This is a genomic window from Micromonospora cynarisoli (genome assembly GCF_030518815.1).
In the GTDB taxonomy this organism is placed as follows: domain Bacteria; phylum Actinomycetota; class Actinomycetes; order Mycobacteriales; family Micromonosporaceae; genus Micromonospora; species Micromonospora wenchangensis.
The window spans coordinates 6,243,128-6,264,011 of the sequence record NZ_CP130426.1 but is presented as its reverse complement, the minus strand read 5'-3'; the positions used below and the strand labels follow the sequence as shown (position 1 = coordinate 6,264,011).

General features: G+C 74.6%; 22 protein-coding genes and 2 pseudogenes. 8 read left to right on the top strand and 16 right to left on the bottom strand.

The window, feature by feature from the left end:
* The first annotated feature begins 85 nt into the window (after nucleotides 1-85).
* Nucleotides 86-598, top strand: coding sequence for a type II toxin-antitoxin system PemK/MazF family toxin (locus Q2K16_RS27620; protein WP_302741066.1), 513 nt, complete (start codon nucleotides 86-88; stop codon nucleotides 596-598).
* Between the two features lie 83 nt (nucleotides 599-681).
* On the opposite strand, the gene Q2K16_RS27615 is transcribed toward Q2K16_RS27620, so the two are convergent.
* The 7 genes from Q2K16_RS27615 to Q2K16_RS27585 all read right to left on the bottom strand — a co-directional run bounded on the left by Q2K16_RS27615 (nucleotide 682) and on the right by Q2K16_RS27585 (nucleotide 7,228).
* Nucleotides 682-1,695: an ADP-ribosylglycohydrolase family protein gene (locus tag Q2K16_RS27615; RefSeq protein ID WP_302741064.1), complete on the bottom strand. Its 1,014-nt coding sequence runs from the start codon at nucleotides 1,693-1,695 to the stop codon at nucleotides 682-684.
* Nucleotides 1,696-1,761: 66 nt separating this feature from the next.
* Nucleotides 1,762-2,130, bottom strand: coding sequence for a VOC family protein (locus Q2K16_RS27610; RefSeq protein WP_302741062.1), 369 nt, complete (start codon nucleotides 2,128-2,130; stop codon nucleotides 1,762-1,764).
* Nucleotides 2,131-2,166: 36 nt separating this feature from the next.
* Nucleotides 2,167-3,174, bottom strand: a complete 1,008-nt coding sequence (locus tag Q2K16_RS27605; RefSeq protein WP_302741060.1) for a methionine synthase — start codon at nucleotides 3,172-3,174, stop codon at nucleotides 2,167-2,169.
* Nucleotides 3,175-3,218: 44 nt separating this feature from the next.
* Nucleotides 3,219-4,292, bottom strand: coding sequence for a tRNA 2-thiouridine(34) synthase MnmA (gene mnmA, locus Q2K16_RS27600; RefSeq protein WP_302741059.1), 1,074 nt, complete (start codon nucleotides 4,290-4,292; stop codon nucleotides 3,219-3,221).
* A 159-nt stretch (nucleotides 4,293-4,451) separates the two neighbouring features.
* Nucleotides 4,452-5,627, bottom strand: a complete 1,176-nt coding sequence (locus tag Q2K16_RS27595; protein ID WP_302741057.1) for a cysteine desulfurase family protein — start codon at nucleotides 5,625-5,627, stop codon at nucleotides 4,452-4,454.
* A 105-nt stretch (nucleotides 5,628-5,732) separates the two neighbouring features.
* Entirely contained in the window at nucleotides 5,733-6,401 is a 669-nt protein-coding gene (locus tag Q2K16_RS27590) for a class F sortase (protein ID WP_302741055.1), read from the bottom strand.
* Nucleotides 6,398-7,228: a DUF4397 domain-containing protein gene (locus tag Q2K16_RS27585; protein ID WP_302741054.1), complete on the bottom strand. Its 831-nt coding sequence runs from the start codon at nucleotides 7,226-7,228 to the stop codon at nucleotides 6,398-6,400. The genes Q2K16_RS27590 and Q2K16_RS27585 overlap by 4 nt, the downstream gene beginning before the upstream one ends.
* 250 nt (nucleotides 7,229-7,478) lie before the next feature.
* Between Q2K16_RS27585 and Q2K16_RS27580 the strand changes: the two genes are divergently transcribed.
* The gene (locus Q2K16_RS27580) at nucleotides 7,479-8,081 is read left to right on the top strand and encodes an RNA polymerase sigma factor (protein ID WP_302741053.1); all 603 of its coding nucleotides are present in this window, start codon (nucleotides 7,479-7,481) and stop codon (nucleotides 8,079-8,081) included.
* Complete coding sequence (locus tag Q2K16_RS27575; RefSeq protein WP_302741052.1) at nucleotides 8,035-8,952, top strand: anti-sigma factor; 918 nt, start codon at nucleotides 8,035-8,037, stop codon at nucleotides 8,950-8,952. The genes Q2K16_RS27580 and Q2K16_RS27575 overlap by 47 nt, the downstream gene beginning before the upstream one ends.
* Before the next feature lie 152 nt (nucleotides 8,953-9,104).
* On the opposite strand, the gene Q2K16_RS27570 is transcribed toward Q2K16_RS27575, so the two are convergent.
* The 4 genes and pseudogenes from Q2K16_RS27570 to Q2K16_RS27555 all read right to left on the bottom strand — a co-directional run bounded on the left by Q2K16_RS27570 (nucleotide 9,105) and on the right by Q2K16_RS27555 (nucleotide 12,273).
* Nucleotides 9,105-10,064 carry an electron transfer flavoprotein subunit alpha/FixB family protein gene (locus Q2K16_RS27570; protein ID WP_302741051.1) on the bottom strand — a complete coding sequence of 320 codons (960 nt, stop codon included), beginning with the start codon at nucleotides 10,062-10,064 and terminating at the stop codon, nucleotides 9,105-9,107.
* 11 nt (nucleotides 10,065-10,075) lie between these two features.
* A pseudogene (locus Q2K16_RS27565) lies at nucleotides 10,076-10,854 on the bottom strand (electron transfer flavoprotein subunit beta/FixA family protein).
* A gap of 202 nt (nucleotides 10,855-11,056) precedes the next feature.
* Complete coding sequence (locus Q2K16_RS27560; RefSeq protein ID WP_302741049.1) at nucleotides 11,057-11,479, bottom strand: hypothetical protein; 423 nt, start codon at nucleotides 11,477-11,479, stop codon at nucleotides 11,057-11,059.
* Nucleotides 11,476-12,273 carry a GNAT family N-acetyltransferase gene (locus tag Q2K16_RS27555; RefSeq protein WP_302741048.1) on the bottom strand — a complete coding sequence of 266 codons (798 nt, stop codon included), beginning with the start codon at nucleotides 12,271-12,273 and terminating at the stop codon, nucleotides 11,476-11,478. Before Q2K16_RS27555 ends, Q2K16_RS27560 begins: the two co-directional genes overlap by 4 nt.
* 11 nt (nucleotides 12,274-12,284) lie before the next feature.
* Between Q2K16_RS27555 and Q2K16_RS27550 the strand changes: the two genes are divergently transcribed.
* The 3 genes and pseudogenes from Q2K16_RS27550 to Q2K16_RS27540 all read left to right on the top strand — a co-directional run.
* Nucleotides 12,285-12,707, top strand: coding sequence for a YidH family protein (locus Q2K16_RS27550; RefSeq protein ID WP_489671816.1), 423 nt, complete (start codon nucleotides 12,285-12,287; stop codon nucleotides 12,705-12,707).
* Nucleotides 12,704-13,024, top strand: coding sequence for a DUF202 domain-containing protein (locus Q2K16_RS27545; protein ID WP_302741047.1), 321 nt, complete (start codon nucleotides 12,704-12,706; stop codon nucleotides 13,022-13,024). The genes Q2K16_RS27550 and Q2K16_RS27545 overlap by 4 nt, the downstream gene beginning before the upstream one ends.
* Nucleotides 13,025-13,051: 27 nt before the next feature.
* Nucleotides 13,052-13,414: pseudogene (locus Q2K16_RS27540) on the top strand (PLD nuclease N-terminal domain-containing protein); the annotation flags it as partial.
* 138 nt (nucleotides 13,415-13,552) lie between these two features.
* Here the strand turns inward: Q2K16_RS27540 and Q2K16_RS27535 are convergent.
* From Q2K16_RS27535 to Q2K16_RS27520, 4 genes are all read right to left on the bottom strand, one after another.
* Nucleotides 13,553-14,371: an ABC transporter permease gene (locus tag Q2K16_RS27535; protein WP_302741046.1), complete on the bottom strand. Its 819-nt coding sequence runs from the start codon at nucleotides 14,369-14,371 to the stop codon at nucleotides 13,553-13,555.
* Entirely contained in the window at nucleotides 14,368-15,333 is a 966-nt protein-coding gene (locus Q2K16_RS27530) for an ATP-binding cassette domain-containing protein (RefSeq protein ID WP_302741045.1), read from the bottom strand. Before Q2K16_RS27530 ends, Q2K16_RS27535 begins: the two co-directional genes overlap by 4 nt.
* A 144-nt stretch (nucleotides 15,334-15,477) precedes the next feature.
* Nucleotides 15,478-17,100 (bottom strand): acetolactate synthase, encoded by a 1,623-nt coding sequence (locus Q2K16_RS27525; RefSeq protein ID WP_302741044.1) that lies wholly within the window; start codon nucleotides 17,098-17,100, stop codon nucleotides 15,478-15,480.
* A gap of 140 nt (nucleotides 17,101-17,240) precedes the next feature.
* Complete coding sequence (locus Q2K16_RS27520; protein WP_302741043.1) at nucleotides 17,241-18,014, bottom strand: enoyl-CoA hydratase-related protein; 774 nt, start codon at nucleotides 18,012-18,014, stop codon at nucleotides 17,241-17,243.
* A 100-nt stretch (nucleotides 18,015-18,114) separates the two neighbouring features.
* On the opposite strand from Q2K16_RS27520, the gene Q2K16_RS27515 reads away from it, so the two are divergent.
* Both Q2K16_RS27515 and Q2K16_RS27510 read left to right on the top strand, forming a co-directional pair.
* Complete coding sequence (locus Q2K16_RS27515; protein ID WP_302741042.1) at nucleotides 18,115-18,657, top strand: DUF6232 family protein; 543 nt, start codon at nucleotides 18,115-18,117, stop codon at nucleotides 18,655-18,657.
* 128 nt (nucleotides 18,658-18,785) lie between these two features.
* A complete protein-coding gene (locus tag Q2K16_RS27510) occupies nucleotides 18,786-19,268 on the top strand; it encodes a DUF6232 family protein (RefSeq protein WP_145922612.1) in 483 nt (160 codons plus the stop codon).
* 63 nt (nucleotides 19,269-19,331) lie between these two features.
* Here Q2K16_RS27510 and Q2K16_RS27505 read toward each other — a convergent pair whose 3' ends face one another.
* On the bottom strand, nucleotides 19,332-20,879 hold the full coding sequence (locus Q2K16_RS27505) for an alpha/beta fold hydrolase (protein ID WP_302741041.1): 1,548 nt from the start codon (nucleotides 20,877-20,879) through the stop codon (nucleotides 19,332-19,334).
* Nucleotides 20,880-20,884 lie beyond the last annotated feature (5 nt).

The following is a 20,884-nucleotide window of genomic DNA, read 5'->3' as shown; positions in this document are numbered from 1 at the left end:
GCCCGCCGGGCGGCCGACCTCGCGGCGTGCGACGATCGCCGCACGTCGGCGGCGGTGGCTGCCGCAGAGGGATTCGGAGGTATCGATGCCGCAGTGGTTGCTGTGGGGGTTGCTGATCGTCCTGGCGGTCGCCGCCGGGTGGGTCTGGAACGAGTGGCGACGCCGGGGCGGCCGCCCGTCGAGCGGTGGCGGGCGCACCCGACCGGAGCGGGGCACCCCGCCCCGGGACCGGGCCCGGCCGACCGCGCCACCCCACCCCCGCACCCCCACCGGCACGCCCCGGCCCGGTGACATCTGGTGGGCGGACGTGCCGTTCCACGACGGCACCGGCTCGAAGGTCCGGCCCTGCCTGGTGGTGCGCGCCGACGACCGGGGCGTCGAGGTCCTGAAGATCACCAGCCAGGACAAGAGCGACCGGGACGACCACGTGCCGATCCCCACCCGGGACTGGGACCCGGACGCCGGACACGACAGCTGGCTGGATCTCGCCGAGCCGCTGCGTATCCCGGCCGACGCCTTCTCCCGCCGGGCCGGCAGCTGCGACCCGGCCCTGTGGCGTCAGGTGAAGCGCCTGCACGGGCGGCGCAGCCCGGCCTGAGCACCGCACCGGCCCGGGCGGTGCCGGCACCGCGACGGGGGTGCCGGCACCGCCCGGGCCGGTGTCGCGTCCGGCCGTACGGGTCAGTCCCAGGTCGCGCCGAGGGTGGCGAGCTGGTCGGCGTACTCGATGCGGGTGGACCAGTCGGCCGGCCAGCCGGACATCCCGTGGGCCGCGCCGAGGAACGCGCCGGCCAGCGCGGCGATCGAATCGGAGTCGCCGGCGGTGGTCGCGCCCCGGCCGATCGCGGCCACCGGGTCGTCCGGATGCCGCAGCACGCACAGCAGCGCGGTGGCCAGCGCCTCCTCGGCGATCCAGCCCTCACCGGTGTGCCGGCACGGGTCGTCGCCGTCGTCGGGCCGGCGCAGCGCGGCGGCCAGCCGGTCCAGCACCGACAGGCACTCGTCCCAGCCGGCGGCGATGAACTGCGCCGGGGAGCCGGCACCGGCCCGCTGCCACAGGTCGCCCAGCCAGTCGTCCCGGTAGGTGACCCGCTGGCTGCGGGCCCGGTCGGCCAGCAGGCCGGGCAGTCGCGCCGGTGCCGCGCCGTCACGCAGCACCCGCACCGCGTACGCGGTCAGCTCGCTGGCGGCCAGCCCGGTCGGGTGACCGTGGGTGAGGCCGGCCTGGAGCTGGGACAACCCGGCGAGGGTGTCCGGGTCGACGTCGAGCAGCCCGACCGGGGTGACCCGCATGTTCGCCCCGCACCCCTTCGAGTCGACCACCGTCGCCTGCTGCCAGGGCAGCCCCCGGCCCAGCTCGCCGCAGGCCCGCAGACAGGTCATCCCCGGGGCCCGGTTGTTGTCCGGGCTGACCGCCCAGTCCAGGAAGCGTCGCCGCAGCAGCGGCTCGACGGCTGCCGGGGTGTGCTCCGGCGCGTCGTGCAGCGCCCACGCGACCGCGAGCGCCATCTGGGTGTCGTCGGTGACCAGCACCGGATCACCGACCAGTTCCCGTGGCCCGGCCGGGCCGTACCGGCGGTGGATCTCGGTGACGGTGAGGAACTCGGTCGGCTTGCCGAGCGCGTCGCCGTAGGCGAGCCCGAACAGCGAACCGGAGGCGCGGCGCAGCGAGGGGTCGGTCACGGACCCGATCATGCCCCGCCGGCACCACCCCGGCACGTCGGCCGGGCCGGGCCGACGCCCGACCCGCCCGACGGAGGGTCAGTCCCAGCAGAGGCAGAACGGGTGGCCCACCGGGTCGGCGTAGACCCGGAAGCCCTCACCCTCGCCGGGCAGCCGCCGGCCGCCCAGGGCGAGCACCGCCTTCTCGGCCACCTCGATGTCGTCGACAGTGACGTCGAGGTGGAACTGCTGCGGACGCGCCGGATCGGGCCAGGCCGGGGGAACCAGGTCGGTCGCCTGCTGGAAGGCGAGCCGGGGCTGGTGCCCGACCGGGCCGCCGAGCACCACCCACTCGTTGCCGTCGGAGTCCTCCTCGGCCAGGGGCAGGCCGAGCAGCTCCGCGTAGAAGGCGGCCAGCGCCCGGGGGTCGGGGCAGTCGATGGCCACGGAACGCAGTTGTCCAATCATGGCCGTCATCCTGCCCACCGGGTACGACGGGAAACCTCACCCCTCGTGCAGCCGCCGCCCGGCGTCCCGGCAGGCGGTGAGGACCGCGCGGGCGTACCCGGGGGTGGCCCCGGCCAGGCCGCAGGCGGGGGTGACCACCACCTGTCCGGCGAGTTGGCGACGCGGAAAGCCGAGGCGGTCCCAGAGTCCGCGTACCCGGTCGGCGAGCTGTGCCGAGGTCGGCGCGACGCCGGCCGCCGGCGGCAGGGTCGGCGCCACCCCGGCCAGCAGGCCGAGGCCGGCGTCGATCGCCTCGCCCAGCGGGTCCAGGTCGGTGAGCAGGGCGAGATCCAGCGCCGCCCCGACCGCCCCGGCGGTGCGGATCAGTTCCAGCGGCACGTCCGGCGCGCAGCAGTGCACCACCGTCGGCACCCCGACCGCCGTGATCACCTCACCGAGCAGGGTACGGGCGACGGCCGTGTCGACCGGTCGGTACGTGCCCAGGCCGCTCTCGGTGCGTACCCGGCCGGCGAGCGCCGCCGGCAACGACGGCTCGTCGAGTTGGAGCAGCACCGACGCCCGGGGCAGCCGACGGGCCACCGCCGCGACGTGCAGCCGCAACCCCTCGGCCAGGGACGCGGTCAGCTCCCGCACCGCGCCCGGGTCACGCAGCAGCGCGCCGCCGACCGGCAGCTCCACCGCCGTGGCCAGGGTGAACGGCCCGGCCGCCTGCACCTTCACCGGCCCGGAGTACGCCTCGGCCTGCTCGGCGAGCTGGTCGAGGTCGCGTTCCATCAGGTCCCGGGCGCGGCGCAGGTCCCGGCCGGGGCGGGGGGCGATCCGCCAGCGCGCGGCGTACAGCTCGACCGGCAATTCCACGAGCAGCCCGCCGGTACGCCCGACCAGGTCCGCGCCCGGCCCCCGGGCCGGCAGCTCCGGCAGGTGGGGCAGGGCGGGCAGTTCACCCAGGACGATCCGTTGTGCCTCGGCGATGTCGGTGCCGGGCAGCGAACCGATGCCGGTCGCCGCGCCCGCCGGCCAGGGCCACACCTGCTGTTGGGTCACGGCCGAAGGGTAACCGGCCCCGGTCGGCGCACCCGGCCGGTGGGTCAGCCGGTGATGGTGGCGGAGCCGAGCACCACGTCACCGGCCGGGTCCGGCCGGTACGCCACCACGGCCTGCCCGGCGGCCACCCCGCGTACGGGGCGGCGCAGCTCGGCGGTGAGGCCGTCGCCGTCCACCCGCACGGTGGCCGGTACGACGTCGCCGTGCGCGCGCAACTGCACCTCGCACCCGATCGGCACCGTCGGCGGATCCCCCCCGGTCCAGACCGGACGGGTGGCGCGGACCAGGGAGACCTCCAGCGCCTCGGCGGGGCCGACGGTGACCGTGTTGGTCTTCGGGGTGATGGAGAGCACGTACCGGGGCCGCCCGTCCGGGGCCGGCCGGTCCAGGTGCAGGCCGCGCCGCTGGCCCACCGTGTAGGCGTACGCGCCGGTGTGGCTGCCGACGACCGCGCCGGTCAGCGCGTCGACCACCGCGCCGGGCGTCTCGCCGAGCCGCCCGGCGAGGAACCCCCGGGTGTCGCCGTCGGCGATGAAGCAGATGTCGTGCGAGTCGGGCTTCTCGGCCACCGCCAGGTCACGCCGGGCCGCCTCGGCCCGGACCTCGGCCTTGGTGGCGTCGCCGAGGGGGAACATCGCCCGGTCGAGCTGCGCGCGGGTGAGCACCGCCAGCACGTACGACTGGTCCTTGGCAAGGTCGACGCTGCGGCGCAGCAGCCCGTCGGGGCCGAGCCGGGCGTGGTGGCCGGTGACCACGGCGTCGAAGCCGAGGGCCACGGCCCGGTCCAGCACCGCCGCGAACTTGATCTTCTCGTTGCAGCGCAGGCACGGGTTCGGGGTACGCCCGGCCGCGTACTCGGCGACGAAGTCGTCCACCACGTCGGCGTGGAACCGCTCGGCCATGTCCCACACGTAGAAGGGGATGCCGATGACGTCGGCGGCCCGGCGCGCGTCCCGGGAGTCCTCCAGCGTGCAGCACCCCCGGGCCCCGGTACGGAAGGTCTGCGGGTTGCGGGACAGCGCCAGGTGCACCCCGGTCACGTCGTGCCCGGCGTCCACCGCCCGCGCCGCCGCGACGGCGGAGTCCACCCCGCCCGACATCGCCGCCAGAACCTTCACCAGCCCACGCTCCCTTCCCCCGTCGAGCCTACCCACCCCGCCCGCTCCACCCCTCCTCCCGCCCGGCCCCTCCCCTCTCCGCCCGGCTGCGCCCCGCCCGGGACGGGGGCATGGGCCGGGTGGTGCGGAAGGGGGCGGGTGGGGCGTGGGCGGGAGGGGTCAGCGGGGGGTGCGGAGGGCGGCGGCCCGGCGGGCGCGGTCGACGGCGGCGGGGAGGGCCGCGATGAGGGCGTCGACGTCGGCGGGGGTGCTGGTGTGGCCGAGGGTGAAGCGCAGCGAGGAGCGGGCCCGGTCGTGGTCGGCGCCCATCGCCAGCAGCACGTGGCTGGGCTGGGCCACCCCCGCCGAGCAGGCCGAGCCGGTGGAGCAGGCGATGCCCTGGGCGTCGAGCAGGAGCAGCAGGGCGTCCCCCTCGCAGCCGGGGAAGGAGAAGTGCGCGTTGCCGGGCAGCCGGTCGTCGGGGTCGCCGTTGAACACCACCTCGGGCACCGCCTCCCGCACCCGCCGCACCAGGTCGTCGCGGAGCGCCGCCACCCGGGCGGCGTACTCCTGCTGGCCCTTGACCGCCGTCTCGACGGCGACCGCGAAGGCGACGATGCCGGCGGTGTCCAGGGTGCCGGAGCGGACGTCGCGTTCCTGCCCGCCGCCGTGCAGCAGCGGGGTGGCGGCGACGTCCCGGGCGAGCAGCAGCGCGCCCACCCCGGTCGGGCCGCCGAGCTTGTGCCCGGTCACGGTGAGCGCGGAGACGCCGCTGGCCGCGAAGTCGACAGGCACCTGGCCGACCGCCTGCACCGCGTCGGTGTGGAACGGCACCCCGTGTTCGGCGGCGACGGCGGCCAGCTCGGCCACCGGCTGCACCGTGCCGACCTCGTTGTTGGCCCACATCGCGGTCACCACGGCGATCCGGTCGGCGTGCGCGGACAGCTCGGCGCGCAGCAGCGCCGGGTCGAGCTTGCCGGCGGCGTCGGTCGGCAGCCAGGAGACCTCGGCGTCCTCGTGGTCGGCGAGCCAGTCGACCGCGTCGAGGACGGCGTGGTGCTCGACCGCGCTGGAGACCACCCGGAGCCGGTCGGGCCGGGCGGCCCGCCGGGCCCAGAAGACGCCCTTGACGGCGAGGTTGTCGCTCTCGGTGCCGCCGCCGGTGAAGATGACCTCGGACGGGCGGGCGCCCAGCACGGCGGCCACCCGCTCGCGGGACTCCTCCACCCGACGCCGGGCACGCCGGCCCGTCGCGTGCAACGACGACGCGTTGCCGACCTCGCGGGCGGTGGCGACGTACGCCGCCAACGCCTCGTCGAGCATCGGGGTGGTCGCCGCGTGATCCAGGTATGCCATCACCGTTCAGCGTAACGGCCAGCGCACGGCGCGTTGGATGCCGGACCACCCGTACCGAAGCGTGGATGGGGGCGGGCCGGGACCGGATCGGCCCCGACCCGGTCCTCAGGCCGGTACGGCGGTGACGACGATGTTGTCCCGGTAGTGCCGGGTCTTCGGGTCGAACGGCCCGCCGCAGGTGATCAGGGTCAGCCGCGGCTTGCCGTCCCGGGCGAAGTACCGGTCCAGCGGGATCTTCGTCTTGGCGTACTCCTCGCGGGCGACGACCCGGTAGTCGCGCTGCTTCCCGTCGGAGCCGGTGGCGGTGACGGTGTCCCCCCGGTCGAGTTCGCGGAGCCGGAAGAACGCCCCCTTGCCCTGCTCCGAGCTGTCGACGTGGCCGGCGATCACCACCGAGCCGGCGTCGGTGTCCAGCCCGGGGCCGAACCGGTACCAGCCGATCTGGTCCACGCTCGGCGGGACGTCGAACTCGTCGGTGCGGGTGTCGATGCCCACCGGGTCGACCGTGGCGGTGACGTCGATCGCCGGGATGCGCAGCTGCACCGGCGGCACGGTCCGTTCGGCCGTGGGCAGGTCACCGGCGGTCACAGGCACCGACGGGCCGCCACCGGTCCCGGTCGTCGGGCTGGGCGGGCTGCTGCTGGCCAGCGCCGCCGCCTCGTCCGCGCCGACGTCCTCGGCCGGCTGCGAGCCGCAGGCCACGACGGTGGCGACGGTGAGCGCGGCGACGCCGGCGGCCATCGCCGCCAGCGCCCCGCGGTGTCGCACCGTCACCGGCGACCGGTCCGGGTGGCGGCCACCCGCGTCCCGCCGCCGGCCAGCAGCAGTACGCCGGCGCCGGCCAGCACGTACCACCAGGTGTCCACGCCGGTGTCGGCCTGACCGCCGGTGCCGCTGGGCACGCCGCCCGGGGCGGAGTGCAGACCGGTGATGGTCTGGGCGACCAGGTCGAGGTTCTTGGCCTCGGCCGAGCCGATCGCGTAGACGATGGTGGCGGTGCCCTCCCTGAGGTTCAGGTCCGCCGGGCCGATCGCCACGGTGTCGGTGCCGGCCAGCACCACGTCGGCCTTGACCGTGCCCGCGTCGACGTCGGCCTTGGCCTCCCTGGGATTGCTCAGCCCCTCGAAGACCGGCTTGCCGCCGGCCCGGACGTCGACCGCCGGGGCGGCGGCGGTGTGCCGGACGATCAGCCGGGCCTTGCCGACGGCCAGCTTGGCGGTGTCGTTGACGAACGGGGTGATCTGCGGCTTGCCGTCCGCGCCGAGGTGCGCGGCGAGGCTGATGTCGGCGCCGCCGGGCACCTCGGCGTCGTCGACGGAGAGGATCGCGCTGCCGACCGGCTCGCCCGGCTTGGTCAGGGCGATGTCGTACTCGCCCTCGGGCAGGGTCAGCGGGCCGGCGACGTCACCGGGCTTGAAGTTGTCGAGGGTCTTCTTGCCGTTGACGTAGACGTCGACCGGGGTGTCCGGGATGCCGTGCACGACGGAGACCTTGGACGAGGCGGCGTACGCCGGGCTCGTGGTCGCGGCGCCGACGCCCGCGAAGGCCAGAGCGGCCACCGCGCCGCCTGCGGCGACCCGACGGAAGATGGCGAGCTGCATGTCTGCCTCCTGGTGATTGGTGCTGGTTCGTCAGGTCTGGCTTGCAGAACGGGTTACGCCACCCGTCGCACCGCCGGATGCAGCCCGACACCACTTTCTTTTTCTTCGCGGGGGCTGCATCCGGGGCCGGTTCCTGCGACGAATATCTGGTGAGACGAGTGGAGGCGGACCGGACCAGGAGAGTGGGGCGGAGGCTGTGGGCGTTACAGTCGGGCATGCCCCAGGGAAGGCGACCCGCCCGGTGACAGCGGTGGGAACAGCAGGACACGAACCCGAACCACCCCCCGACGAGTTGGCCGCACGCTTCCGGGCGGGCGACGAAACCGCGCTGCGGGAGGCGTACGACCGGTACGGCCGGGCCGTGCTCCACCTGGCCACCAGCACGCTGGCCAACCGCAGCGACGCGGAGGACGTGACCCAGGCGACGTTCGTCGCCGCCTGGCTGGGGCGGGAGACCTTCGACCCGGCCAAGGGCTCGCTGATCGGGTGGCTGCTCGGCATCGGCCGACGCAAGGTGATCGACAGGCTGCGCGCCTCGGCCCGGGAGGCCCGGGTGGTGGAGACGGTGCGGCAGCTGCCCGAACCGGTCGGCACCGGCGTGGACCCGGACACGGTGGTCGACCGGCTGGTGGTCGCCGACGAACTGGCCCGGCTCCCCGACGACCAGCGACGGATGTTGGAGCTGGCCTTCTACGACGACCTGACACACCAACAGATCGCGACGGTGACCGGGGTGCCGCTGGGCACGGTCAAGAGCCACATCAGGCGGGGCATGGCGAGCTTGAAACGCAGATGGGAGGTGGACGGTGCAGCACCTGGACCACGACCGGCTGGTATTTCTGGCGCTCGGTGAGAGCGAGGCGGACCACGGCGAGACCGACCACCTCGGTGGCTGCGTGACCTGCCGGCACGAGCTGGAGTCCCTGCGGCACGTCGCCGGGCTGGGCGCGGGCACCCAGGGCCTGCACACCCTGCCCGACCCGCCGGCCCACCTCTGGGCGGGCATCCTGGCCGAACTCGACGCCGTCGAGCAGATGCCGTCGCTGGCCGAGGCGCACCGGCAGGATCTCGGGCCGGATCCGACGCGGGCAGGTCCGGCGGCCGGGGACGACGTCGGCCCGGCGTACCGGGAAGCGCCAGCGGGGACCGGTGACCGCCATCCGTCGGCGGGAACCGGTGACGGGAAACCGGCGGCGGTCAGCGGTGACCGGCCGAAGTCCCGGCGGCGGTCGTCGTCCCCCGGCGGCGGGCGCGTCGCCCGACCGGCGGCGGGCCGGTCACGGCGTTGGCCGCGCTGGGCGACCACTGTCGTCTCGGCGACCGCCGCCGCCGTGATCGCGGTGCTCGGCACCGTTCTCGTGCTCGGCGACCGGGGGGCAACGCCGCAACAGGACGTGCTGGCCAGCGCGCCGCTGGCCGCGTACGGCAGCACGCCGAAGGACGCCCGGGGCGACGCCCGGGTCTTCGCCGACGGACGACTGCACCTGCACGTCGCGAATCTCCCGGACGTTACGGGGTACTACGAGGTCTGGCTGATCAATCCGACGACCATGGAGATGTTCTCGGTGGGTGTGCTGCGGGGTAGCTCCGGCGACGCCCTGCTGCCCCTGCCCCCGAACGTTGATCTTCGGGCATACTCGGTGGTCGACGTCTCCGCCGAGCAGTACGACAACCAGCCCGCCCACTCCGGCGACAGCCTGCTGAGGGGCACCCTGACGGGCTGATCGGCGGGCCGGCTCAGCTCCCCGGCCCGCCGATCAGCTCCCATCGGCGCACCCTCGCGCGGACCCGGCGGGCCGGGCACGACGACCGGGCGGGGACGACGGAGCCGCCGCCCGGCGGACCGGACGGCGGCTCGGTGCGGACCCGCGACGGGTCACTTGCGCTTGCGGATCTCCTCGGCGGCCTGCGGCACGACCTTGAACAGGTCGCCCACCACGCCGTAGTCGGCCAGCTCGAAGATCGGGGCCTCGCCGTCCTTGTTCACGGCGACGATCGTCTTCGAGGTCTGCATGCCGGCCCGGTGCTGGATCGCGCCGGAGATGCCCAGCGCGACGTAGAGCTGCGGGGAGACGGTCTTGCCGGTCTGCCCGACCTGGAACTGGTGCGGGTAGTAGCCGGAGTCGACCGCCGCCCGGGACGCCCCGACGGCACCGCCGAGCAGGTCGGCCAGCTCCTCGACCAACTTGAAGTTGTCGGCGTTGCCGACCCCGCGCCCGCCGGAGACGACCACGGACGCCTCGGTCAGCTCCGGGCGGGAGCCCTTCTGCTCGGCGACCCGCTCGACGACCTTCGCCAGCCGGTCGGTGTCGGTGACCGACACGGTGAGCTGCTCCACGGTCGGGCTGGCCACCGCCGGGGCCGGGGTGACCGAGTTCGGCCGGACGGTGACCAGCGGCAGCCCCTTGGTGACCTTGGACTTGACGATGGTGGAGCCGGCGAAGGCGACCTGGGTGGCGGTGCCGTCGGCGTCGAGACCGACCACGTCGGTCAGGATGCCGTTGTCCAGCTTGACGGCCAGCCGGGCGGCGATCTCCTTGCCCTCCTGGGCCGAGGCGAGCAGGACGGCGGCCGGCTGCACCCGGTTGACCAGTTCGGCGAGCACGGTCGCCTTGGGGGCCACCAGGTAGCCGTCGATCTCCTCGCTCTCGGCGGCGTAGATCTTCTCCGCGCCGTACTCGCCGAGCTTGGCGGCGAGCGCCTCGGCGGCACCGGGGCCGCCGAGCACCACGGCGCTCGGGGTGCCCAGCTCACGGGCGAGGGTGAGCATTTCCAGGGTGACCTTCTTGACGCCGAATTCCCTGGTGGCTTCGACGACGACGAGTACCTCAGCCATGTTCGGACCCCTCACACGAACTTCTCGGTGGCGAGGAACTCGACCAGCTGGACGCCGCCGGAGCCCTCATCGGTGATCTTGGCGCCGCCGGAGCGCGGGGACGCCTGGTGTGCTCGACGACGGCGCTGGTGGCGCCCTCGAAGCCCACCTCGGTGGGTGCGACGCCCAGGTCGGCCAGGGACAGCGTCTTCACCGGCTTCTTCTTGGCGGCCATGATGCCCTTGAAGGAGGGGTAGCGCGGCTCGTTGATGGTGTCCCAGACGGAGACCACGGCCGGCGTCGCGGCGGTGACCACCTCGTAGCCCTCCTCGGTCTGCCGCTCCACGGTCAGCGTGCCGCCGTCGACGGTGAGCTTGCGCGCGCCGGTCAGCGCGGCGACCCCCAACCGCTCGGCGAGCATGTGCGGCATGACCTGGACCCGGCCGTCGGTCGACTCGGCGCCGCAGAGCACCAGGTCGGCATTGAGCTGCCCGAGGGCGGCGGCGAGCACCTTCGAGGTGGCCACGGCGCAGGATCCGTGCAGGGCGTCGTCGAGGACGTGCACGGCGGCGTCCGGGCCCATCGACAGCGCCTTGCGGATCGACTCGGTGGCCCGGTCCGGTCCCATGGTCAGGACGGTGACCTCGCCGCCGTGCGCCTCCTTGATCTTCAGCGCCTCCTCGATGGCGTACTCGTCCATCTCGTTGATCACGTTGTTCGCCGAACCGCGGTCGACGGTGTTGTCGTCAGCACGCAGGTTGCGGTCCGCGCCCGAATCAGGCACCTGCTTGACGAGTACGACGATGTTCATCGCGATTCGACAACCCTCCTGTTGGTGGTGTGCGATCTGCTCGCCCGGTTAAGGGCGGAGCTTTGCGCGTCGTTGACACCCGGTCAACCGCAGGCTGCTGTGCAGTTGCCCACGAACGCAATGTTACCTGCCAGTAGGTTACCCCTCCCGGCCACCCACGGTGACACACCTCACCGCGCTGCGGCCGGGCCCCGGACCTCCGTCAGGCCGGACCGGCGGGGTCGGCCAGGGCGGTCCTGATCCGGGCGATGGCGTCCTCCTCGGCCGGCGTCACCCCCCGGTGCGCGCGGGCCACCTCCGCCGCGGCGGTCAGCACCAGCTCGCGGTACGCCGACACGTCGGCCGGGGACTTCTCCCGCAGGATCTCCACCGCCCGCGTCAGCGCCGGCAGCACCACCGACTCGACGTCCAGGGCCGAGTCGCGGGGCAGCCGGGGCAGCCCACCGGCGCCGAGCGCCTCCTTCACCAGCCCACTGGCCCCGGCGAACGCCCCGGACGCGGCGAAGCTCTCCCGGATCATCGCGAACACCCCCGGGTCGGCGTTCGACACCAGGAAGACCGCGCCGAACGCGCCCGTCTTGAGGACCTGCTGCTCGTCGTCAGTCAGCCGCTGCTCCATGATCACGGAGTGTAGACGTACGGGGTGGTCGTGGTGACCGGGACGAAGCCGAGTCGCTCCAGGATGGGCCGGCTGTCCTCCGAGGCGTCCACCTGCAACAACGTCTTGCCGCGCTGGTCGGCCAGGCGGGCCCGGTAGACCACCAGCGCCCGGTAGACACCCCGGCGTCGCCACTGCGCCAGCGTCGAGCCGCCCCACAGGCTGGCGAAGCCGGTGCCGTTGAGGTAGCGCACCCAGCCGGCGCTGACCACCGTCTCCCCCGCCTCGGCCACCACCACGGTGATCGACTGCGGGTCCGCCTCGATCTCCCGGAGCAGGCCGGTGACCAGGTGGGAACGGTCGCTGCGCCAGACCTCCTCCTCCATCGCGGCGATCCGTTCCAGGTCGTCACGGCCGGTGACCTCGCGCAGCCGTACCCCGTCGGGGGGCACCGGCACGGCGGCGGCCAGGGGCGCGACCGGCCCGACCAGGACGGTCTCCCGCTCCTCCGGGACGAAGCCGGCGGCGCGCAGCCGGTCCGGCAGGTCGGCGGGCTCGTCGTGGCTGTTGTGCTTCCACTCCACCGACTCGCCGCGCTGCCGGAACAGCTCGACCTGGCGGGCGATCAGCGCGTCCAACTCCGGCCCGGCCAACCCGTCCAGGGTGCGGTAGGTGAGGAAACCGCCGTGGTCCAGACCCAGGATGCGCACCAGCGGCCCGTCGTGTTCGACGGTCACGCCGGCCGGGACCGGGTCGGGGATCTCCGGCCGGAGCTGCCGGTCGTAGGTGTCGCGCAGGGTGGTGGCGTCAAGATCGGTCATCGGTCCAGGCTATGCCTGTGACAAAGCGGATAATCGGCGTCGTGTGGCAGGCGATCAGACGGTGGTTCGACCCGTCGGACCTCGACTCCGTGGGCAGCACCCCCGACTACCGCTTCTCCCTGGCCAACGAACGGACGTTCCTGGCCTGGCTGCGCACCGGGCTGGCGCTGATCGCCGGCGGGCTGGCCGCCGCCCAGTTCCTCCCGCCGCTGCCGCTGCGGCACCTGCGGGAGGTGATCGCGGTGACGCTGCTGCTGCTCGGTGGCACCGTCGCCGTCCGGGCGGTGGACCACTGGTCCCGCACCGAACAGGCCATCCGGCTCGGGCGACGCCTGCCGGCCTCCCGGTTCCCGGCCGTGCTCGCCCTGATCGTGGCGGTGGGCGCGCTGCTGCTGGTGGTGGCCGTCCTGGCCCGTGGGGTGAGCGGCAGGTGACCGGGGAACCGGCGCACGGGACCGGCGATCCCGGCCTGCAACCCGAGCGCACCCGGCTGTCCTGGCGGCGCACCGGGCTGGCGTACACGGTGGTGGCGGTGCTGGCCGTCCGGCTGGCGCTCACCGGCGACGTCGCCGGGGCGCTGCTCGCCGGGGCCACCGTACTGGCCTGGTGGGCGACGCTGGTGGTGGGCTGGGGACGGGCCACCGGCCGCCGGCAGTCCCGCCTCGACGCGCGGGCCGTCCCGCTGGTGGCCCTCGGCACGGCCGGCCTGGCGCTGCTGTGCGTGTCGCTCGTGCTGCGCGGGGTGTGGTGACGCGCACGGCTGAGCCATGATGGGTGCATGGCCCGGCTCTATGTGCTGTTGTTCCTGCTCCAGGTGGTGCTCGCCGCCTGCGCGTTGATCGGTTGCCTCTCCGCCGAGGACGGGACGGTCCGTGGGCTGCCCCGGTTCGCCTGGGTGGTGGTCATCCTGTTCTTCCCGCTGGTCGGCTCGATCGCCTGGTTCCTCGCCGGCCGCCCGGTCGCCGAGGGTGACCGCCGCCAGGGCTGGGCGGCGGCCAGCCGGCGGCCCGTCGCGCCCGACGACGACCCCGAGTTCCTCAAGTCGATCGACGAACGCGTCCGCCGCGACGACAACGCCCTCTTCCAGCGGTGGGAGGAGGACCTGCGCGGCCGGGAGGACGACCTGCGCCGCCGCGACGGCGGCCCGTCCCCCGACGGCACCGCACCCCCGGCCGGCCCGGCGTCCACCGACCGCACGTCGCCCCGGGAGGACGCCGCTCCCCGGGAGGGGGAGCGGCCCCGCGACGGCGAGCGGCCCGAACTCTGACGGCGGCCGGGATCACACCCGCCGGCGCAGGCCCCGCACCGCGAGCGGGGCGAAGACGGCGGCGATGGCCGCCGCCCAGAGCAGCGACTGGAGCACCGGCCCGGCGACCGGCCCGCCGACCAGCAACCCCCGCAGCGCGTTCGCCAGGATCGTCACCGGGTTCACCTCGACCCAGTGCTGGAGCCAGGACGGCATGGTCTCGGTCGGCACGAAGGCGTTGCTGGTGAAGCTCAGCGGGAAGATCACCGTGAAGCCGAAGATCTGCACCTTGTCCGGCTCACTGACCAGCACCCCGACCAGCACCGACATCCAGGCGGCGGCGAGCGAGAAGACCAGCAGCAGGGCGAACGCCCCGAGCAGGCCGAACACCCCGTTGCCGAGCCGGAAGCCGAGGATCATCCCGACGCCGAGCAGCAGGGTCAACGACCACGCCTGCTTGACCGTGTCGGCGACGATCCGGCCGGCGAGCGGGGACCAGCGGGCCACCGGCAGCGACCGCAGCCGGTCGAACACGCCCTTGGTCAGATCCTGGTTGAGACCGAAGCCGGTGGTCATCGTGGCGAAGAAGGCGTTCTGCACGATGATGCCCGGCAACGCGAAGGTCAGGTACTCCCCCGGGCTGCCGGAGATCGCCCCACCGAAGACGTACGTGAAGAGCAGCACGAACATCACCGGTTGGATGCTCAGGTCGAGCAGTTCCATCGGGTTGTGCTTGATCTGCACCAGGCTGCGCCAGGCCAGCGTGCCGGTGTGCCGCAGGCCGGCGGTCAGGCCGAGCCGGCGGGCCGGCGTGGCCGGGGCCGACGGGGCGGCGACGGTGGCGGCGGTCATGCCGGGCTCCCTTCCAGGGCTGCGGTCTCGTCCTCGGCCCGGTGACCGGTGAGGGAGAGGAACACCTCGTCGAGGCTGGACCCACGCAGGGCCAGCTCGGCGACGTGCACCTCGGCGTCGTCGAGCCGGCGGACCACGGCGGGCAGCGCGCCCGGACCGTTGACCGGCGCGCTGACCGTGGTCTGGGTGACCTCCGGATCGACCCCGGTCACCTCGCCGACGACGGCGAGCACGGTGGGCAGGTCGGCGGTCTCGACCGGCCGGACGGTCAGCACCTGACCACCGGTCTTGGCCTTCAGCTCCTCCGGCGTGCCCTGGGCGATGACCCGCCCGTGGTCGACCACGGCGATCTCGTCGGCCAACTGGTCGGCCTCCTCCAGGTACTGCGTGGTCAGCAGCACGGTCACCCCCTCGGCCACCAGACCCCGGACGATGTCCCACAGGTCGTTGCGGCTGCGCGGGTCGAGGCCGGTGGTCGGCTCGTCGAGGAAGAGCACCTGCGGTCGACCGACGAGGCTGGCCGCCAGGTCGAGCCGGCGGCGCATGCCCCCCGAGTAGGTCTTGGCGGCCCGGCCGGCGGCGTCGGTGAGCTGGAACCCGGCCAGCAGCTCGGCCGCCCGGTCCCGGGCGTCCCGCCGGGACAGGCCCAGCAGCCGGCCGATGAGCAGCAGGTTCTCGGTGCCCGTCAGGTTCTCGTCGACCGAGGCGTACTGGCCGGTGAGGCCGATCAGCTGGCGGACCCGGTGGGCGTCGCGGCGGACGTCGTACCCGCCGACGGTGGCGTGCCCCTCGTCGGCGGTGAGCAGGGTGGCGAGCACCCGTACCGCGGTGGTCTTGCCGGCACCGTTGGGGCCGAGCAGACCGAAGACCGTGCCGGCCGGGACCGCCAGGTCGACCCCGGCCAGGGCGGTGGTGTCGCCGAACCGGCGCACCAGCCCCTCGGCGCGGATGGCGTATGTCATCAGAACTCCCGTCGTTATCGCTGGATCGTCCAACGATGGGCGAGGGGTCTGACGTTACGTGCGTCGCCGCTGACATTCCGCCGATTTATCCGCTCGGCAGAACGCGACAGCCGCCGGGTCCGACGGCGGTCGAGGGCCGCGTGTTCAGGCCAGGTTGGACGAGCGCGGGTACGCGTCGGCCGGGTCGGTGAGCACGTTGACCAGGTACGGCACCCCGGCGTCGAACGCCCGCCCCAGGGCCGGACCCAGGTCGGCGGCCTTCGCCACCGTCTCCCCGGCACCGCCGAGCGCCTCGACCACCTTGTCGTAGCGCAGTTCGGGCTGGAGGTCGGCGGCGACGTCGTAGCCGTACATGGCCCGCATCGGGTGCTTCTCCAGCCCCCAGATGCCGTTGTTGCCGACCACGATCACCACCGGCAGCCGCTGCCGGACCAGCGACTCCACGTCCATCAGCGAGAATCCGGCCGCGCCGTCACCCATCAGCACGCAGATCTGCCGGTCGGGGTGGCTGACCCGGGCCCCCATCGCGTAGCCCGTCCCGGTGCCCAGGCAGCCGTACGGGCCGGGGTCGAGCCAGGTGCCGGGCTGCGACGGCTCCAGGTAGCGCCCGGCGTACGAGACGAAGTCGCCACCGTCGCCGATGGTGATCGCGTCCGGGGCGAGGGCCCGGCGCAGCTCGCCGTAGACCCGGGCGGGGCGGATCGGGTCGGTGTCGGCGGCCATCTCGGCGGCGTCGCGTGCCCGCGCCGCGTCCTCGGCGGTGCGCAGCCGCTCGATCCAGTCGGCGTGGTCGGCCCGGTCGCCGGTGTGGTCGGCGAACGCGGACAGGATCAGCCGCAGGTCACCGGCGGGGCTGGCGGCCGGCTGGACGTGCCCGGCCCGCTGGGTGGGGGCGTCGACGACGTGCACCACCGCCGCGTCGCCGAAGTCGCCGAAGCTGAGCCGGAAGTCCAACGGGGTGCCGACGACGACCACCACGTCCGCGTCGCCGAGCGCGACCCGGCGGGCCTTGGCGAAGGCGAGCGGGTGTTCCGGCGGAAGCGCGCCGCGTCCCATGCCATTGGTGAAGACCGGCACCTGCAACGCCTCGGCGGCCTCGCGGAGCGCGGCGACGGCGTCCCCGGCGTACACGTCGGAGCCGGCGATGATCACCGGGCGGGCGGCGGCGGCGATCAACCGGGCGGCCTTCGTCACCTCGTCCGGGTCGGGTTCGACCGGCGCGACGGGCGTCGGGGCGGGCAGGTCGGCGTCGCCCACGGAGAAGATCGCCTCCAGCGGGAAGTCGAGGAAGACCGGGCCCCGGTGCGGGGTGAGCGCGGTGGTCAACGCGGCGCAGACCGCGCGGGGGATGTCGTCGGCGGTGAACACCGTCTCGGCGTGCTTGGTGACCGGGGCGACCAGCGGCAGGTGGTCCATCTCCTGGAGGCTGCCGGAACCCCAGCGGAACTGCGGGGCCCGCCCGCCCAGCACCAGCACCGGCGAGGCGTTGAAGAAGGCGCTGGTCAGGCCGGAGATGCCGTTGGTGACGCCGGGGCCGGCGGTGAGCACGGCGAGGCCGGGACGGCGCTGGAGCTTGGCCACCGCCTCGGCGGCGAAGACGGCGGACTGTTCGTGCCGGACGTCGTAGAGCGGGAAGTCTGAGGTGTGGGCGGCGTCGTAGAGCGGGAAGACGTGCCCGCCGGAGAGGGTGAACATCTCCCGTACGCCGTACGCCCGCAGTGCCGCCAGCGCCAGCGCTCCGCCGTGGCCCTCGACCCGTTCCGTCATCGCCGCTCCCCTCGTCCATGACCGGAGTCACACGCTACTGGCCGGTAGCCGAGATGTGAACAGTTCTCGGCACGGTGCCGGCGGCGGGACGGTGGTCCGCCCCGGGGGCCGACGGATCGCGGCCCCCGGGTCGGGGCGGGTCAGCGGCCGGTGAAGTCGGGCTTGCGCTTCTCGACGAAGGCGGCCATCCCCTCGCGCCGGTCGTCGGTGGCGAAGAGCCCGGCGAAGAGCTGGCTCTCCCAGGCCAACCCGGAGCCGAGGTCCATGTCCAGCCCGGCGTCGACCGCCAGCTTCGCCGCCCGCAACGCCTGCACCGGCCCGGTCAGATACGGGCGCACCAGCGCCACGGCGGTGTCGTAGACCTCGGCCGCCGGGGCGACCCGGTCGGCCAGCCCGATCCGCAGCGCCTCCGCCGCGTCCACCATCCGGCCGGACATGATCAGATCCTTCGCGCGGGCCGGACCGACCAGCCGGGCCAGCCGCTGGGTGCCGCCCGCGCCGGGGATGACGCCGAGCTTGATCTCCGGCTGGCCGAGCTTGGCGTCCTCGGCCACCACCCGCCAGTCACAGGCCAGCGCCAGCTCGCAGCCGCCGCCGAGGGCGTACCCGGTGATCGCGGCGACCACCGGCTTGGGGATCCGGGCGAGCGCGCCGACGGCGCTGGACAGATCGGCGGCCCGCTCGGCCATGTCCACGTAGGACATGTCGGCCATCTCCTTGATGTCCGCCCCGGCGGCGAAGACCTTCTCCCCGCCGTACACGATGACGGCGCGGACGGCGGGGTCGGCGGCGGCGGCCGTGGCCGCGGCCCGCAGCTCCTCCTGGACCTGGCTGTTGAGCGCGTTCATCGGTGGCCGCTCCAGCCGGATGGTGCCGATGCCGTCCCTGGTCTCCAGCCGCACGAACTCGCTCACGCTGCCCTCACTTCCTCGTCGAAGTCGCGTGCCAACCTTACGACCCGGGTCGTTGGGGTACGTAGTCTGGTGTTCGCCACCCGCGCTCGGGAGTCCAGCGATGATCACGTACTACGACGACCGGTCGGTGCAGGTCACCTCCGCCGCCATCCGGGTCGACGGCCGGGCCTTCCCGCTGGCCGAGATCGGCCTGGTCTGGCACCGCCGGGGCAGCCGCTCCTGGCGGGTGCTGGCCGGGCGGGGCGCGATCGGGGCCGCCCTGGCCGGCCCGCTGGTGGCCGCGGCGGTCGGCGTCGCGGTGGCGGTCTGGCTGCACCGCTCCCCCACCGTCACGCTCGCCATCGTGGGGGCGTCGGTGCTGGTCGGGCTGGCCGTCGGGCCGGTCGCCGACTTCCTCTTCAACCACCTGGACCGCTCCTACGACCGGGGCAGCCGGCAGCGTGAGCTGTGGGTCCGCTGGCAGGGTCGGCCGGTGCTGCTGCTGCGCACCGGCGACGCGCTGCGCTTCGGCCGGATCTACCGGGCGGTGCAGCGGGCGATGGAGAACGCCGCCCCGCCCCGCCTGCCCGGCGGATCAGCGACGCGGGCGACGGGGCCGACCGCGACCGGCCCGGCCGGGCAGGGGACGGGCAGCAGGCGGTGACCGCCGGGGGCGGACGCTGAGTCGGGGCACAGGACGGGACCGTCGCCTCGACCGCCGGCCGGTACCCGGCAGCGCGATCCGTCGGCCACACAGCGGCACCGGTCGCCTGCGAACGGTTAGGGTTAGTGATGACCCTCTATTACCGGGACGACACGGTGCAGGTGACCTCCGAGTCGATCCGGGCCGGTGGGCAGGTCGTACGGATCGCCGACGTCGCGTACGTCTGGCACGCACGCGGGGCCACCACGATGGCCGTGCGGTCCCGCGTCCTCGGGCGCGGGGTGCTGGTGCTGCTGCTCTCGCTGCCCCCGCTGATCGCGCTGATCTGTGTGGTCTCGCTGGTCTGGTCGGCGCAGGACCGGGGCGAGTGGAAACCGGCCCTGCTCGTCCTGGCCGCCTGCGGCGTCGGGGTGCTCGCCCTGCTGCCCTTCCTGGAGCTGCCGCTCGGCTGGCTGGACCGGTCCTACGAACGCGGCAACAAGGTCAACGAGCTGTGGGTGCAGCACCTGGGGCAGGAGGTGATGCTGCTGCGGACCCCCGACGCGCTGCGCTTCGGGCAGATCTACCGCGCCGTCCAACGTGCCGTCGAACAGCAGGGGGAACCCCGGTGACACCGGTCGCGGCGGTGGGCCCCGACCGGGCGGTCGGCCCCGTCCCGCCCCGGCGGCTGCGGATCAGCTCAGCGGCAGCGCGGTGGCGACCGGCCAGGCCACCACGACCGCGCCCACCACTGCCGGTGCCCACCGGGGCGCACCGACCCGCCGCAGCACCGCCGCCCAGGCGGCCTGCCAACCGAGCAGCACCACGAACAGCGGCACCACCAGCAGTACGAAACCGGGGGCCAACCCCGCCACGGCCGCCCCGCCCAGCGCCGGTACGGCGAGCGCGCCGACCGCCGCGTACCGCCAGCTCCGGCCCTGCGTGAGCACCTCCGTGCCGGCCAGGAACACCAGGCAGCCGGCCGCTACCACCGGCAGCAGCCACCACCGGGCACCCACCGGCAGCGCCCAGGTGAGGCCGAGGTGGATCGGCACGGCGACGGCGGCCACGGCGTACCCGGTCAGCAGCAGGGCCGCGACCACCGGCCGCAGCGGCGCGCGCCCGCCGGTGGCCGGGACGGACCCACCGCCCGCAGCCGGCGCGACGAGGGTGGGACCGGTGGCGGACAGGCGCAGCGGCCAGTGCCGGGCGGCCGCCAGCAGGACACCGGTGACCAGCAGGAAGCCGGTGAGGTAGCCGCCGACCGCGAGCGGCAGCCGGGTGGTCGGCAGCACCGGGGCGAACAACACCCCCAGCCCGGTGGCGGCCGTCCCCACCGCCAGCACGACGGGTGCCGGGGCGACGGGTCGCCCGCGCCGGGGACGCGGCGGACGGTGGCCGGTCAGCACGGCCGCCAACGGGGCGAAGCCGAGCCCGAGACCGAGCAGCAGCAACCCCGCCGGGACCAGTCGGGCGGCCGGACGCGGTGCCGCGCCGCCGGTGCCGCCTACCCATGCGGCGACCTCGCGGTGGGTACGACCGGCGAAGAGCACCGAGATGTGCTCGACGCCGGGGACGACCACCACCCGTCGCCCGACGCCCCGCCGGGCGGTCGCCTCGGCGGTGGCCCGGAAGGCGGGGAACTCCAGGCCCCCGACGATCAGCAGCAGCCGCTCCGGCCGGGCGTCGGGCAGGTCACCGGCGTCGGGAAGGGAGATCGCGACGGTGCCGGCGATGTCGGGGTGGCCGGCGGCGTACCGGGTCACCGCCCCCGCGCCCATCGAGTGTCCGACCAGGACGATCCGCGTCGGGTCGACGTCGGGCCGGCCCCGCAGGTGGGCGACGGCGACCGCCAGGTCGTGTGCCAGGGTGGCGCGGGACGTGGTGTCGTCGCTGCCCGCCCCGGGCAACCCGGCCGGGTTGCCGCCGTGCCCGGCGAAGTCGAGCAGGAGCGCGACCGCGCCCCGCCGGGCGACCGTGTCGGCGAGCGGACGCATCAACCGGGCCGAACCGGCGAACCCGTGCGCGATCACCACCCCCTGCCGGCGCACCGCGCCCGCCCCGTCGTCGTCGGCCCGTACCTCGGTCAGCGGAACCCCGTCGACGGTGACCTGCCGGGCGGTCAGGCCGGCGTCCGCCCGGAACAGCCCGTGGCCGCCGAGCACCAGGGCGAGCACGGCGAGGACCGTCAACGCCGCGCGGCCCCGGCCGGCCGGCGTCAGGCCGGGGGGATGGAGCGACATGCCGG